Genomic DNA, 14,974 nt, shown 5'->3' with positions numbered 1-14,974 from the left:
GTGCCTCGCGCTGCTCGTTACCACGCGCTACGCCACCCCCTCACGATTTACCACTTATCACTCACTACTCACTACTCACTCTTATCCTGATACAACTTGAGCAGGCTGGAGAAGTCGAGTTTGCCGTTGCCGCCTGCTTTGTGCAGGGTGAACAGCGAGCGGGCGGCCGAGCCCATGGGCACGGGGGATGCGCTTTGCTGGCTGACATCCATGGCAAGACCGAGGTCTTTAATCATCAAATCCACCTGGAAGCCGCCTTGGTAGCCTTTCGAGGCGGGGGCATTTTCCATTACCCCTGGGTAGGGGTTATAAACGTTCAGCGCCCAGTTGCCGCCAGAGCTTTGCTTCATGATTTCTGACAGCACGGCGGGGTCGAGGCCGTTTTTGACGCCCATGTTGATCGCTTCGCAGGTGCCCGCCATCAGAATCGAGAGCAGCATGTTGTTGCACACCTTGGCGATCTGACCCGCGCCGTGGTCGCCTGCGTGGAAGATGTTTTTACCCATGGCTTGCAGCACCGGCTGCGCCTGGGCGAACTGCGCTTCCGAGCCGCCCACGATGAACGTCAGCGTACCTGCCTGAGCGCCACCTACCCCACCGGAGACCGGCGCATCTACAAAGCCGATACCCTTTTCAGCGCCAGCAGCGGCCACGTGGCGGGCGGTGTCGGCATCGATGGTCGAGCAGTCAATCACCAGCGCGCTGGGTTTGATCACCTCGAAGAGGGGCGCGTCGCCATCCACGTACAGCCCGCGCACGTGCTTGCCTGCAGGAAGCATGGAAATGATGAAGTCGGCGTCGGTGGCGGCCTCCGTGGCAGTAGCCGCCACGTCGCAGCCTTGGGACTTGGCGGTGTCCAGCGCTTGGGCGGAAAGGTCGAAAGCGCGCACGGTAAAACCTGCTTTCGCTAGATTGGCGGCCATGGGGCCGCCCATATTGCCTAAACCAATGAACGCAACGGTCGTCATCTTTTTGTCCTTATTAGCGTGTTGTAGAGAGTGCGTTATGTGAGGTCTGCCAGCGGGTTGGTATCCCAAGGCGAAGCCAGCAGCTCGTCTATGAAAGAGGGGTCGACCGAGGCCACGTCTGGGTAGGTCCAGCTTGGCTGGCCATCTTTATCCACCAGCAGCGCGCGCACCCCTTCGGGGAACTCCCGGTGGCGACAGCACTGCACCGAGAGTGCTAGCTCGAAGCGAAACACGTCCGCCAACGACATATGCTTGGCCCGGGCGAGCTGCTCGTGAATCAGCTTGACCGAGACAGGGCTACCGTGGGCCAGGGTTTTTTGGGCTTTGCTGAACCATTGGTCGTCGGTCTTCACCGCCAGTACGGCCTCGACCATCTGTTCGACGGTGTCGTGGTCCATCAGCTCACGAATCAAGGAAGACGACTTGTAAACCGGCGCTTCCATCTCTGCAAAGACGTTTTGAGAGGCTTGCTCCAGCTCGCGCAACACCCGGTTCACCACGCCGTGGGCGTCCGTATCTTCGCCTTCGCCCCAGCGGGCCGCCAGCAGCTTTTCAGCCAGTTCATTACGGTAGTGGCTGGCAATAGCGCGGTCGGCGAGGCCCAGGTGAACCGCATCCGGCGCGTTGATTTGCCCGCCGGTCATGGCCAAAAACCGCCCCGTGCCGCCGGGCAAACGATTCAGGAACCAGCTTGCGCCCACGTCGGGGTAAAGCCCAATGGTCACTTCCGGCATGGCCAGCCGCGAGGTTTCCGTGACGATGCGGTGGCTGCTACCGCTCAGCAGGCCCATGCCGCCCCCCATAACAATACCGTTGCCCCAGCAGATCACCGGTTTGGGATAGGTGTGTAGCTGATAATCCAGGCGGTATTCGTTCTCGAAGAAGCGCTCGGGAAAATCGGCGGCGCCTTCGCCTTGAATGGCTTTGTAGAGATTGACCACATCGCCACCGGCACAGAAGGCTTTTTCGCCGGCGCTGTCCAGCAGCACGGCCACGACCCGCTCGTCGCTTTGCCACTGGTTCAGGCGCGGCAGGATCTCTTCGATCATCTCCAGGGTGAGCGCGTTGAGCGAGCGCTCGGCGTTCAGGGTGATCTCGCCAATCACATGGCCATCTTGGGTGGTGTGCTCTTCAAACAGTACGCAACTCATTACCTTATCCTTGTATGCTCAGTGCTCGTGTTCAGGCTCAGGGGCACTCGGTCGGCTACAGCTCGGCGGCACCGTCGGCCAGTACGCGGCGTGAAATGATCAGCCGCATGATTTCATTGGTGCCTTCCAGAATACGGTGTACGCGCGTATCGCGCACGTAGCGCTCCATCGGGTACTCCTTGATATAGCCGTTGCCGCCGTAGAGCTGCAGCGCTTCATCGCATACTTTAAAGCCCACATCGGTCGCGAACCGCTTGGCCATGGCGCAGTAAGTGGTGGCATCCGGATGACCCGCATCCAGCTTGGTGGCGGCCATGCGTACCAGTTGGCGGGCGGCCACCAGCTCGGTCACCATATCGGCTAGGCGGAACTGCAGCGCTTGGAACTCGGCCAGGCGCTTGCCGAACTGCTTGCGCTCTAGCATGTACTCGCGGGCTTTATTGAGCGCCTGCTGGGCAGTGCCGATCGAACACGTGGCAATGTTGATACGCCCGCCGTCCAGCCCCTTCATGGCGATTTTAAAGCCGTCGCCTTCGTTACCGAGCAGGTGGTTAGCAGGTACGCGCACGTCTTCAAAGGTGATCATGCGGGTGGGCTGGCTGTTCCAGCCCATCTTGTCCTCTTTACGGCCGTAGCTGATGCCCTCGCTCTTGGCATCCACCGCAAAGGCAGAAACGCCGCCGGGGCCTTCGCCGCCGGTGCGCGCCATCACCACCAGGAAGTCGGTGCTGCCCGCACCGGAAATGAACATCTTGCTGCCGTTGAGCACGTAGTGCTCGCCATCGCGCTTGGCGGTGGTTTTCAACGAGGCGGCATCGGAGCCTGAGTTAGGTTCGGTCAAGCAGTAAGAACCCAACAGCCCGCCCGTCGCCAGTTTTTCGCCCCACTGCGCCACGGCATCCGGCGTGCCGAAATCCGCCAGCATCCAGGTCACCATGTTGTGGATGGTGAGGTACGCGGTAGTGGAAGTGCAGCCCATCGAGAGCTGCTCGAAAATGATGCTGGCATCCAACCGGGAAAGCCCTAAACCACCGACGCTTTCCGGCGCGTAGAGCGAGCAAAAGCCCAACTCCCCTGCTTTACGTATCACATCGACGGGGAAAAAAGACTCCGCGTCCCACTCGGCGGCATGGGGCTCTAGCTCGTTCTGGGCGAACGCCCGGGCCATATCGGAAAAAGCGACCTGGTCTTCACTTAGCTCGAAATTCATGGCGTATCTCCACAGCGCGTGGGTGGCCCGCGTCCGCTGCCAAGGGCAGGCAAGTCACACACGGTTGTTGTCATTATTGGCAATGTTGACGTTTACGTTAACTTATATTTTTCGCCTATCGTGCGCAACCCAATCCTCCACGACCTTTGGCGTAGAAACGGGCTTACGGCCTTATTTCACAAGCAGAAAAAAGGGTGCCCGAAGGCACCCAATCCACGGACAGACGCGGTTAACGGGAGTCGGTCATTTGAAGTTCTTGCGATACATCTTGGACAGCTCGCCAATGATGCCACTACGGAAGCTCAGCACGCACACCACAAAGATGATGCCCAGAATCACGCTTACCCAGTTCCCCAACGGCGACTGCGCCAGCAGGTGCTGCAGGCTGACCACTAGCCCTGCCCCCATCAGCGGGCCGAGCAGCGTGCCGACGCCGCCCAGCAGCGTCATCAAAATCACCTCACCCGACATGTGCCAGTGGGCATCGGTGAGCGAGGCCAATTGAAACACCACGGTCTTGGTGGAACCCGCCAAGCCCGCGAGTGCTGCCGAAAGCACGAACGCCAACAGCTTGTAGGCATCCACGTTGTAGCCCAGCGACACGGCGCGCGGTTCGTTTTCGCGAATGGCCTTCAGCACTTGCCCAAAGGGGGAGTGAACGGCGCGCTGAATCACTGCAAAGCCAAACACGAACACGGCGAAGACGAAGTAGTACATGGCGAGGTTACTGCTCAGATCGATCATTCCGAACAGGTGCCCTCTCGGCACACCGTGCAGGCCATCCTCCCCACCGGTGAACGACGACTGCACGAACACGAAGAACATGAGCTGCGCCAGCGCCAGCGTCACCATGGCGAAGTAGATACCCTGGCGGCGAATGGAGAGCACGCCAAACAGCGCCCCCAGCAGCGTGGCCATGAACGTACCGGCGAGAATACCCAGCTCAGGCGTCAAGCCTGGGTAGCTGGCCAGCAGGTACCCGGTGACATAACCGCCGGTAGCGAGAAACGCCGCGTGGCCGAATGAGAGCAGACCGGCGTACCCCAGCAGCAGGTTGAATGCGCAGGCAAACAGCGCAAAACAGAGAATCTTCATCAAAAAGACCGGGTACGCCACGAAGGGCGCGACCAATCCCATGGCCAACAGCGCGAGATAAAACATATTACGCCGCAGCTTGGCGCGCCGCTGGCGCTCTTGCACCGCTGAAGGGAGCGGCGCGGCCGATGTTGTAGGCGTGGTTGTCATGGTTATGCCTCCTTACCGAACAGCCCAGCGGGGCGTAACATGAGTACCAAAATCATGACCAAAAAGATCACGGTGTTAGAGGCTTCCGGGTAGTACACCTTGGTCAACCCTTCGATAATGCCCATTCCCAAGCCCGTGACGATCGCGCCGAGAATCGAGCCCATACCGCCAATCACCACGACCGCAAACACCACGATCAGCAGGCTGGAGCCCATGGTGGGCGATACCGGGTACAGCGGTGCCGCCAACACGCCCGCAAAGGCGGCAAGCCCGACCCCGAACCCGTAGGTGAGCGTAATCAGCAGCGGTACGTTCACGCCGAATGCCTGCATGAGCTGAGAGTTTTCCGTACCGGCGCGCAGGTAAGCGCCCAACCGCGTGCGCTCGATCATGAACCAGGTGAACAGACACATGGCGAGCGCCGCCACCAGCACCCAAGCACGGTAGGTAGGCAGGAACATGAAGCCCAGGTTCAGGCCGCCCTGTAGAATCTCAGGCGTGGCATAGCGCGCCCCGGAAACGCCGAAGAAGTTGATCAGCGTGCCTTCGAAAATCAGCGCTAACCCGAAGGTCAGCAGCAGTCCGTAGAGATGGTCCAAATGGGCAATGCGACGCAGCAGAAAGCGCTCCATCAGCATGCCAAAACCGCCCACCACCAGCGGGACTAAAATCAGTGCTAGCCAATAGTTGATGCCCAGGTAGCGAAAGCCCAGCAGCGCGGCGAAGGCTCCCAGCATGTACTGCGCCCCGTGGGCAAAGTTGACGATCTTCAGTAGGCCGAAGATGACCGCCAGGCCCAAACTAAGCAGTGCGTAAAAGGCACCGTTCACGAGCCCAAGCGTTAGCTGGCCCATGAACACGGCCATTGGCACGCCGAATATCATCGTCATGGTATGACTCTCCTCGCCGCTAAGCGGGCAGCCCAGCGGGCTGCCCCAGCGCGTTTATAGTGAATAACGCCTTTTCATCACGCCGTTACGGCTTGCTTGGCGGCGAGCCAAGGCGGCCAACGCCCTGGCTCGCGGCGTTTGACCGCTCAGTTCTGAACCAGCGAGCACTGGCTTTCAGAGAGCGGACGATAGGCTTCTGCGGCGGGGATGGTGCTGAGGATCTCGTAGAGGTCCCACTCACCAGTAGACTCTTCCGGGGTTTTTACCTGGGCTAGGTACATGTCGTGAATCATGCGGCCATCTTCACGAATGCTGCCGTTACGAGCAAAGAAATCATTGATCGGCTCTTCGGCCATTTTGGCGCGCACGGTTTCAGGATCATCGGTGCCTGCGGCTTCCACGGCTTTCAGGTAGTGCATGGTGCTGGAGTAGATACCGGCTTGCACCATGGTGGGCATACGGCCGGTCTGTTCGAAGTAACGCTCGGACCACGCGCGCGACTCTTCGTCCATATCCCAGTACCAGCCGGTCGTCAGCAGCAGCCCTTGGGTGGCTTCCAGGCCCAGCGCGTGTACGTCGTTGAGGAAGATCAGCAGGCCCGCGAGCTGCTGGCCGCTTTGGGTCAAGCCAAACTGGCTGGCGGTGGTAATCGCGTTGACCGTGTCGGCACCGGCGTTGGCAAGGCCCACGATTTTCGCGCCGGACCCTTGCGCCTGCAGAATATAGGAGGAGAAGTCGCTGGTGGGGAACGGGTGACGCACGCCACCGACGATTTCACCGCCGTTGGCCTCGACCACGCTGGTCACGTCCGCTTCCAGCGCATGGCCGAAGGCGTAATCGGCAGTGAGTAAGAACCAGCTATCGCCGCCCTGCTCAACGACGGCCTTCGCGGTGCCGTTGGCTAGCGGATAGGTGTCGTACACCCAGTGAATGTGGTTCGGGGTGCAGTGCTCGTTGGTGATGCTGGACGCTGCGGAGCCGGAGACGATGCCCAGGCCGTCGTTTTCTTGCAGCACTTTGGTCACAGCGATAGAGACGGACGATGCTACCAAGCCGCCGACCATATCGACGTTGCGCTGGTCGATCCACTCGCGCACGGTGTTGGCGCCTACGTCAGCGCTATTGCGGTCATCGGCGCTGAACACCACGATGGGTGAGCCGTTGACGCTACCACCAAAATCGGCCACCGCCATCTCCATGGCGGTTTGACCGCCGGGACCAGCCAGGTCGCGGTAGGTACCGGACATATCGGCCAAATAGCCAATACGCACTTCGCCATCGCTGATCTCGGCGTGGGCGGTCGAGATCGCCATGCTAGAGGCAGCGGCAACGGCGATGCTGGCAGCCAGCGTTTTTTTCATGAAGGTCATGTTCGTCTCCTGGCCCTGGGGGCCTTTGTTCTTATGATTCAGACAGTGATGATCCGAGCGGTGTCGGGTCGGACGTTCGGTTAGTGCGTTTGCGAGTGGTGCAAGGCAGTGCGTTTGTTATTGTTCGAGACTTGCAGTTGATGTGGTTGTGCGTGATTTATACCCCCAGCATGCTGTTCAAGTGTTCACGCCGCGAGGGAAGCTGCGCGGCAGTGATCTCTTCGACGATTTGGCCGTGGTCCATCACGAAATGGCGGTCGGCCAGCGGCGCGGCAAAGCGGAAGTTCTGCTCTACCAGCACGATGGTCATGCCCCGCTCTTTGAGCTGGACCAGTACCTCGCCCAGTTTCTGCACGATGACCGGCGCCAGCCCTTCGGTAATCTCATCCAGCAGCAGCAAGCGCGCGCCGGTGCGCAAAATGCGCGCCATGGCCAGCATCTGCTGCTCGCCACCGGAAAGTCGCGTCCCCTGGCTTCGGCGACGCTCGTAGAGGTTCGGGAACATGGCGTAGATTTCGTCCAGACTCATACCGCCGGAGCGTACGGTAGGCGGCAGCAGCAGGTTTTCGTGGACGTCCAGGCTTGCAAAAATGCCGCGCTCCTCCGGGCAGTAGCCAATGCCCAACCGGGGAATATGGTGCGGCTTCATGCGCAGCGTTTCATTGCCATTGATGACGATCGACCCCGTACGCCGCCCCACCATGTTCATGATGGCTTTAAGCGTGGTGCTACGACCTGCACCGTTGCGGCCCAGCAAAGTGACCAGCTCACCTCGCTTCACGTCGAAATTCACGCCGTGGAGAATGTGCGACTCGCCGTAGAAGGCGTGCAAATCCTGCACGCGCAGCATCTCTAAGCTTTGGTTTTCCGGGGCTTCTTGTGGGTCGAGGGCTTCAGCGGTGTTCATGCAGTGGCCTCCTCGGCGGCTTCACTACCCATATAGGCTTCACGTACTAGGGGGTTGCGGGAAACCGTATCGTAATCCCCCTCTGCCAGCACCGCGCCCCGCGCCAATACGGTAATGCGATCACACAGGCGGCTCACTACGCTCAGGTTGTGCTCGACCATCAACACCGTGCGGCCTTGAGAAACCCGCTTGATCAGCGCCACGATGCGGTCCACGTCTTCCGCGCCCATGCCTTGGGTGGGTTCGTCCAACAGCATCATACTGGGGTCTAGCGCTAGCGTGGTGGCGACTTCCAACGCGCGCTTGCGGCCATAGGGCATTTCTACGGTGAGCGTATCGGCGTATTCGCGCAGGCCCACTTCATCGAGCAGCGCCAGTGCGCGGTCGTTAAGGTGATCCAGCGACTTTTCCGATTTCCAGAAATGGAACGACGTGCCCAGCTGTCGCTGAAGGGCCACGCGCACGTTTTCCAACGCGGTCATATGGGCAAACACCGCTGAAATCTGAAACGAGCGCACCAACCCCAGCTGGGCAATCTCGTTGGATTTTCTGCTGGTGATGGATTGGCCGCGATACAGAATGTCGCCCCGCGTCGGGGGCAAAAATTTGGTCAACAGATTGAAAACGGTGGTTTTGCCCGCGCCGTTCGGGCCAATCAGCGCATGGATGTGCCCTTCCTGCACTTGGAGGTTTACGTTGTCTACGGCGGTGAAGCCGCGAAACTCTTTGGTCAGCCCTCGGGTTTCGAGCACTGGCCCTTTAGTCACTTCGTCTGCACGCATGAGGTAGGACGCCTCTTGTTGTTCTTGTACGGTGGGAAGCGAAACTCGTTAGCCAGCAACGCATCCTTACCTGAACGTAAGGTGTAGGTGCAAACTAGCAACCTCCCAGTGGGTATTACAATTACAACTTTGGTCTACGCACCATGCTGGCGCATCAAAAAGCACACCAACATTCATTACTTTTCAATACTTTAACTACATTCAACGCTGACTCCTCCTTTGCAATCGCTACTTTACGTTAACGTAAACTTGTTTTAGCCTCATGGTCAGTGTTCCATAGGGACATTCCCCTATCGACGAGAATAACGAACATGAGCAAAACCTACTCGATCAGTGAGCTGGCCAGTGAGTTCGATGTCACCACGCGTAGCATCCGTTTTTACGAAGACCAAGAGCTCCTACACCCTACCCGGCGGGGTCAGACACGCATCTACAGCAGTAAAGATCGCGTACGGCTGAAGCTAACGCTCCGCGGTAAACGCCTGGGGTTTTCGCTGGCAGAAATTCGCGAGCTGTTCGAACTGTGGGACGAAACCCGCAGCGGCAGTGAAAAGCAGCTTCATCTCATGTTGAGCAAGATCAGCGAGCGTAAAGCGGCGTTAGAGCAGCAGATGAAAGACATCACGATGGTGCAACTAGAGCTTGAAAGCGCAGAGATTCGCTGCCGCCAAGCGTTAGAAGAGTTGAACGAGAAGCACCCGGCCACCTCGAAATAGCCGCTTTCGCCACTTTTTTAAACCACAGACCATGAATAACGACAAGGTGAGTGACCATGTTTTCCCACTATTCAGAACTCAATTTCGGCCTCGACGATGAGCTCAACATGCTGCGCGAGCAGGTCAACGCTTTTGCCGCCAGTGAAATCGCCCCCCGCGCCGCCGAGATCGACCATAACAACGAATTCCCCAGCGATCTGTGGAAGAAATTTGGTGACATGGGTCTGCTAGGCATCACCGTGCCTGACGAGGATGGCGGTAGCGGCATGGGTTACCTGGCTCACTGCATCGCCATGGAAGAGATCTCCCGTGCCAGCGCATCGGTGGGCCTCTCTTACGGCGCGCACTCGAACCTGTGCGTCAACCAGCTCAAGATCAACGCCTCCGCCGAGCAGAAGGCCAAGTACTTGCCCAAGCTGATCAGCGGTGACCATGTAGGCGCGCTGGCGATGTCAGAGCCAGGTGCCGGTTCCGACGTGGTCTCCATGCAGCTGCGCGCGAAAGAGGATGGCGACCACTACGTGCTCAACGGCAATAAGATGTGGATCACCAACGGCCCAGATGCCGATGTGCTGGTGGTGTACGCCAAAACCGACCCGGATGCCGGCTCCAAAGGCATCACCGCCTTCATCATCGAAAAAGGCATGCCCGGCTTCTCTACCGCCCAGAAGCTCGACAAACTGGGCATGCGGGGCTCCAACACCTGCGAGCTGGTTTTTCAGGATTGCCGCGTGCCCGCCGAGAACGTGCTGGGCGAAGTAGGCAAAGGCGTTCGCGTCTTGATGAGCGGCTTGGATTACGAGCGCGCCGTCCTGGCCGCAGGCCCTATCGGCATCATGCAAGCCGCCATGGACATCGTCATTCCTTACATCCATGAGCGTAAGCAGTTCAATCAATCCATCGGTGAGTTCCAGTTGGTGCAGGGCAAAGTGGCGGATATGTACACCACCCTGAATGCCTGCCGCGCCTACCTCTACGCGGTGGCCGGCGCCTGCGACCGGGGCCAAACCTCCCGGAAGGATGCCGCTGGCGTCATTCTTTACTGCGCTGAAAAAGCCACCCAAGTCGCTCTGGATGCGATTCAGCTATTGGGCGGTAACGGGTATATCAATGAGTACCCCACCGGCCGCCTGCTGCGCGACGCCAAACTGTATGAGATTGGTGCCGGCACGAGCGAAATTCGTCGGATGCTGATTGGCCGCGAACTGTTTACCGAAAGTCTTTAACAATAATGACCGGGGCCGGGCTATGAGCACACTCTCGACACAGATCAACCCGCGCAGCGATGCGTTTCAAGCCAACGACGCCGCCATGCGCGGCGAAGTCCGACAACTGCGTGAGCTGACCGCCGCCATCGCTCAGGGAGGCGGCGAAAAAGCCCGCGCTCGCCATGAGAGCCGTGGCAAGCTGTTTGTGCGTGACCGAATCGACCACCTGATCGACGAAGGCTCGCCGTTTTTGGAATTTTCTGCGCTGGCCGCTCACCACGTTTACGACAGCGACGTACCCGCCGCTGGCGTGGTGACCGGCATTGGCCGCGTCTCGGGCGTCGAGTGCGTCATCGTGGCCAACGACGCCACCGTCAAAGGCGGCACCTACTTTCCCCTGACGGTCAAAAAACACCTGCGCGCGCAAGAGATCGCCCGCAAGCACCGCTTGCCGTGTATCTATCTGGTCGATTCTGGCGGTGCCTTTCTGCCCCGCCAGGACGAAGTCTTCCCCGACCGCGACCACTTCGGGCGTATTTTCTACAACCAGGCCACGATGTCTGCTGAAGGCATCCCGCAAATCGCCGTGGTGATGGGCTCCTGTACCGCAGGCGGTGCGTACGTGCCTGCCATGGCGGACGAGTCGATCATCGTCAAAGAACAAGGCACGATTTTCCTGGGCGGGCCGCCGCTGGTGAAAGCCGCCACGGGGGAGAGCATCAGCGCGGAAGACCTGGGCGGTGCGGACGTTCACGCCAAAAAGAGCGGCGTAGCCGACCACTACGCCGAAAACGACGCTCATGCGCTGCAGCTTGCCCGCGCCTGCGTGTCGCGGCTGAACTGGCAAAAGCGTGGCCAGCTGGCCATGCAGCCGCCTAGGCCGCCCAAACTCGACCCGTCTGAGCTTTACGGCATCGTCGGCACCGACCTGAAAAAGCCCTATGACGTGCGCGAAGTGATTGGCCGCATCGTCGATGGTTCCGATTTTGACGAGTTCAAACGCTACTACGGCGACACGCTGGTGACCGGCTTTGCCCATATCCACGGCTACCCGGTGGGGATCGTGGCCAACAACGGCGTGCTGTTTTCAGAGAGCGCGGTAAAAGGTGCGCACTTTATCGAGCTATGCGCCCAGCGCAAAATCCCGCTGGTGTTCCTGCAGAACATCACCGGCTTCATGGTCGGCTCCAAGTACGAGCACGAAGGCATCGCCAAGCACGGTGCCAAGCTCGTCACCGCCGTGGCCTGCGCCAACGTGCCGAAATACACCGTGCTGATTGGCGGCAGCTTCGGCGCGGGTAACTACGGCATGTGTGGCCGCGCTTACGACCCCAACCTGCTGTTTATGTGGCCCAACGCGCGTATTTCGGTGATGGGCGGCGAACAGGCGGCGGGCGTCCTTTCCCAAGTAAAACGCGAGCAGTACGAGCGCGAAGGCCGAGAATGGAGCAAAGAGGACGAAGAAGCCTTCAAAAAGCCCACCCGCGACCAGTACGAGCATCAGGGCCACCCCTACTACGCCAGCGCCCGCCTGTGGGACGACGGCGTGATCGACCCGCTACAAACTCGCGACGTGCTGGGGCTTTCACTGGCCGCTGCGATGAATGCAGAAGTCAAAGAGACACGCTTCGGCGTGTTCCGGATGTAAGGGGCGAACCTCATGGCTTACTCAACACTGGTGATCGAAGCAGGCGTGGCGCGGCTCACCTTGAACCGCCCAGAGGTGCATAACGCCTTTGACGATAGCCTGATTGCCGAACTCCACGCGCACCTGGAAAAGCTGCACGACTTGGCAAGTTCAGGCGACGTTCGGGTGGTGGTGCTCGGCTCCGAAGGCAAAAGCTTCTCCGCAGGTGCTGACTTGAACTGGATGAAGCGCATGGTCGAATACGACCTGGAAGACAACCTCGCCGATTCCCGCAAGCTGTCCGCTCTCATGCACGGCCTGGACACGCTGCCCTGCCCGACCATCTGCCGCGTACAGGGGGCGGCGTTTGGTGGCGCGGTGGGCTTGGCCGCCTGCTGCGATATCGTCGTGGCGTCCGAAAAAGCCAAGTTTTGCCTGTCGGAAGTCAATATTGGTCTGTCGCCTGCGGTGATCAGCCCCTACGTTCAGCGCGCCCTTGGCCAGCGCCAGATGCGCCGCTACGCGCTGAGCGCCGAGGTCATGGACGCGCCTACCGCTCTCGCCCTGGGGTTGGCCCAACACGTGGTGGAACCCGAAGCCCTGGATAGCGCAGTGGATACGATGATCGACACATTGATGAAAGGCTCCCCCCAAGCACAGCGAGCAACGAAAGCCTTGCTTGCCGACGTGGCCCAAGCTCCGGATAGCGACGACACCCGTGAGCACACCTGCCAGGTAATTGCCAAGCTGCGGGCAAGCGAAGAGGGCCAAGAGGGTTTAGCCAGCTTTTTTGACAAGCGTCGTCCCGCCTGGACCTCTCCTGAAGAACACAATAACGCTGCGGAGCCACGCTCATGACGTTTACCCCGACCAAATTCGATACGCTCCTGGTGGCCAACCGCGGCGAAATCGCCTGCCGCGTGATGCGCACCGCCCGCCGCATGGGCTTAAAAACCGTGGCGGTTTACTCCGACGCCGACGCTACTGCCCGCCACGTGCGTGACGCCGACGAGGCCGTGCGCCTCGGCCCCGCCGCCGCTCGGGAAAGCTACTTGAACATTGACGCGGTGATTGAGGCCGCCCAACGCACCGGCACCGGCGCGATTCACCCCGGCTACGGCTTCTTGTCCGAGAACGGCACCTTCGTTAAAGCGCTAGAGCAAGCGGGCATTACCTTTGTTGGCCCACCCGCCTCTGCCATTGCCGCCATGGGCGACAAATCCGCCGCCAAAGCGCGCATGGCGAATGCGGGTGTGCCGCTGGTGCCCGGCTACCACGGCGACGACCAAGACGATGCCCTGTTGCGTTCCGAAGCCGATAAGATCGGCTACCCCGTCATGCTGAAAGCCAGCGCCGGTGGCGGTGGTAAAGGCATGCGCGTCGTCGAGAACGGCGACGGTTTCAAAGCCGCGCTGGACGGCTGCCGCCGGGAGTCTAAAGCCGCGTTTGGCGATGACCGCATGCTGATCGAGAAGTATCTGGTACAGCCCCGCCATGTGGAAGTGCAGGTATTCTGCGACCGCTACGGCAACGGCGTGTACCTGTTCGAGCGGGACTGCAGCGTGCAGCGCCGCCATCAGAAAGTCATCGAAGAAGCCCCTGCCCCGGGCATGACGCCTGAACTGCGCGCCGCCATGGGTGATGCCGCCGTTCGCGCCGCCAAAGAGATCGGCTACGTGGGCGCGGGCACGGTGGAATTTTTGCTAGACGCCGACGGATCGTTCTACTTCATGGAGATGAACACCCGCCTGCAGGTGGAGCATCCCGTGACCGAGATGATTACCGGCCAAGATCTGGTGGAATGGCAGCTAAGAGTCGCCATGGGCGAGCCGCTGCCCTGCCGCCAGGACGAGCTGACCATTACCGGCCACAGTTTCGAAGCGCGCATTTACGCCGAAGACCCTGAGCAGGACTTCCTTCCCGCCACCGGCTTACTCACCCGCTTTGCGCTGGACTTGGAAGGCGCAGGGCTAGGCGCGAACCAAGTACGATTGGATAGCGGCGTAGAGAGCGGCGATACAGTGTCGATGCACTACGACCCGATGCTTGCCAAGCTGATTGTGCATGGCGTTGACCGCGACGCGGCGCTAGCCACCCTCAACCGGGCGCTGGCGGCGCTGGATGTGCAGGGCGTTGTCACCAACCGCGCCTTCTTGCAGCGCTTAGCCAATCACTCTGGCTTTAAGAACGTCGAGCTGGATACCCGCTTTATCGAGCGCAACGAAGCCACTCTGTTTGCTCCGCGTCAGTTTTCTACAGAAGACTATGCCAGCGCCGCGCTGATTGGTTTGCATCAATTGGCCCAGGAGTGCGAAAGCGACTCCCCCTGGGACCGCCACGACGGTTTCCGGCTCAACGCCCCGCACACCATCCGCATTGCGCTGTGCGACCCGGCAAGCGCCCAAGCCCCGGATAGCGACCGCGCGGTCGTGGTGGTCGAAGGCAAACGCGAGCCCCTGGATGCTCAGTGGCAACTCACCATCGACGGCAGCACGCTGAGCGCCAGCCTACAGCCGCTGGAAGGCGACGCCGTTGCCGTCACGCTGAATGGCCACCGCCGCCGCCTACAGGCGTATAGAGATGGTCATGTAGTGGTGATGGCCGAACCCAGCGGTGAAACCCGCCTTTTCTGGCGGCGTATCGACGCCATCGACCACGGCCACCACGAAGCGGAATCTACTCTCACCGCGCCCATGAACGGCACGGTAGTGGCGCTGCTAGTGGAACCGGGTGCTCAGGTTGAAAAAGGCATGCCGCTGATGGTGATGGAAGCCATGAAGATGGAGCACACCATGACCGCCCCCGCCGATGGTAGCGTAGAGACCTTTCACTTCCAGGCAGGCGATACGGTCAGCCAGGGCGCTGTGCTGCTCGACTTTGCCCCCAGCGAATAGGAGCAC

The 14,974-nt window shown here is 60.1% G+C and carries 13 protein-coding genes; 5 read left to right on the top strand and 8 right to left on the bottom strand.

Features of this window, described 5'->3' with window-relative positions:
* Window positions 1-71: 71 nt before the first annotated feature.
* From mmsB to NH398_RS01840, 8 genes are all read right to left on the bottom strand, one after another.
* Complete coding sequence (mmsB, locus tag NH398_RS01875) at window positions 72-968, bottom strand: 3-hydroxyisobutyrate dehydrogenase (RefSeq protein WP_253016115.1); 897 nt, start codon at window positions 966-968, stop codon at window positions 72-74.
* Between the two features lie 35 nt (window positions 969-1,003).
* Window positions 1,004-2,119: an enoyl-CoA hydratase/isomerase family protein gene (locus NH398_RS01870; RefSeq protein ID WP_253016114.1), complete on the bottom strand. Its 1,116-nt coding sequence runs from the start codon at window positions 2,117-2,119 to the stop codon at window positions 1,004-1,006.
* 55 nt (window positions 2,120-2,174) lie between these two features.
* Window positions 2,175-3,329 (bottom strand): acyl-CoA dehydrogenase family protein, encoded by a 1,155-nt coding sequence (locus NH398_RS01865; protein ID WP_253016112.1) that lies wholly within the window; start codon window positions 3,327-3,329, stop codon window positions 2,175-2,177.
* A 243-nt stretch (window positions 3,330-3,572) separates the two neighbouring features.
* Complete coding sequence (locus NH398_RS01860; RefSeq protein ID WP_253016110.1) at window positions 3,573-4,574, bottom strand: branched-chain amino acid ABC transporter permease; 1,002 nt, start codon at window positions 4,572-4,574, stop codon at window positions 3,573-3,575.
* A 2-nt stretch (window positions 4,575-4,576) separates the two neighbouring features.
* Window positions 4,577-5,464 carry a branched-chain amino acid ABC transporter permease gene (locus tag NH398_RS01855; RefSeq protein WP_159342457.1) on the bottom strand — a complete coding sequence of 296 codons (888 nt, stop codon included), beginning with the start codon at window positions 5,462-5,464 and terminating at the stop codon, window positions 4,577-4,579.
* Between the two features lie 146 nt (window positions 5,465-5,610).
* Window positions 5,611-6,834, bottom strand: a complete 1,224-nt coding sequence (locus NH398_RS01850) for an ABC transporter substrate-binding protein (protein ID WP_159342458.1) — start codon at window positions 6,832-6,834, stop codon at window positions 5,611-5,613.
* Between the two features lie 157 nt (window positions 6,835-6,991).
* Window positions 6,992-7,741 carry an ABC transporter ATP-binding protein gene (locus tag NH398_RS01845; protein WP_253016108.1) on the bottom strand — a complete coding sequence of 250 codons (750 nt, stop codon included), beginning with the start codon at window positions 7,739-7,741 and terminating at the stop codon, window positions 6,992-6,994.
* Window positions 7,738-8,523: an ABC transporter ATP-binding protein gene (locus NH398_RS01840; protein WP_253016106.1), complete on the bottom strand. Its 786-nt coding sequence runs from the start codon at window positions 8,521-8,523 to the stop codon at window positions 7,738-7,740. Before NH398_RS01840 ends, NH398_RS01845 begins: the two co-directional genes overlap by 4 nt.
* Window positions 8,524-8,834: 311 nt before the next feature.
* On the opposite strand from NH398_RS01840, the gene NH398_RS01835 reads away from it, so the two are divergent.
* Genes NH398_RS01835 through NH398_RS01815 form a run of 5 tightly spaced genes read left to right on the top strand, consistent with a single transcriptional unit; the run spans window position 8,835 to window position 14,968 of the window.
* Window positions 8,835-9,239, top strand: a complete 405-nt coding sequence (locus NH398_RS01835; protein WP_139527310.1) for a MerR family DNA-binding transcriptional regulator — start codon at window positions 8,835-8,837, stop codon at window positions 9,237-9,239.
* 56 nt (window positions 9,240-9,295) lie between these two features.
* Entirely contained in the window at window positions 9,296-10,465 is a 1,170-nt protein-coding gene (locus tag NH398_RS01830) for an isovaleryl-CoA dehydrogenase (protein ID WP_253016104.1), read from the top strand.
* A 22-nt stretch (window positions 10,466-10,487) separates the two neighbouring features.
* Window positions 10,488-12,095 (top strand): carboxyl transferase domain-containing protein, encoded by a 1,608-nt coding sequence (locus NH398_RS01825; RefSeq protein ID WP_159342462.1) that lies wholly within the window; start codon window positions 10,488-10,490, stop codon window positions 12,093-12,095.
* A 12-nt stretch (window positions 12,096-12,107) separates the two neighbouring features.
* On the top strand, window positions 12,108-12,932 hold the full coding sequence (locus NH398_RS01820) for an enoyl-CoA hydratase/isomerase family protein (RefSeq protein WP_253016102.1): 825 nt from the start codon (window positions 12,108-12,110) through the stop codon (window positions 12,930-12,932).
* Window positions 12,929-14,968, top strand: coding sequence for an acetyl/propionyl/methylcrotonyl-CoA carboxylase subunit alpha (locus NH398_RS01815; RefSeq protein WP_253016100.1), 2,040 nt, complete (start codon window positions 12,929-12,931; stop codon window positions 14,966-14,968). Before NH398_RS01820 ends, NH398_RS01815 begins: the two co-directional genes overlap by 4 nt.
* Window positions 14,969-14,974: the final 6 nt, after the last annotated feature.

Origin of the sequence: Halomonas sp. CnH100-B (assembly GCF_024124605.1) — a bacterium.
Taxonomy (GTDB): domain Bacteria; phylum Pseudomonadota; class Gammaproteobacteria; order Pseudomonadales; family Halomonadaceae; genus Vreelandella.
This window is presented reverse-complemented; position numbering and strand designations above follow the sequence as displayed.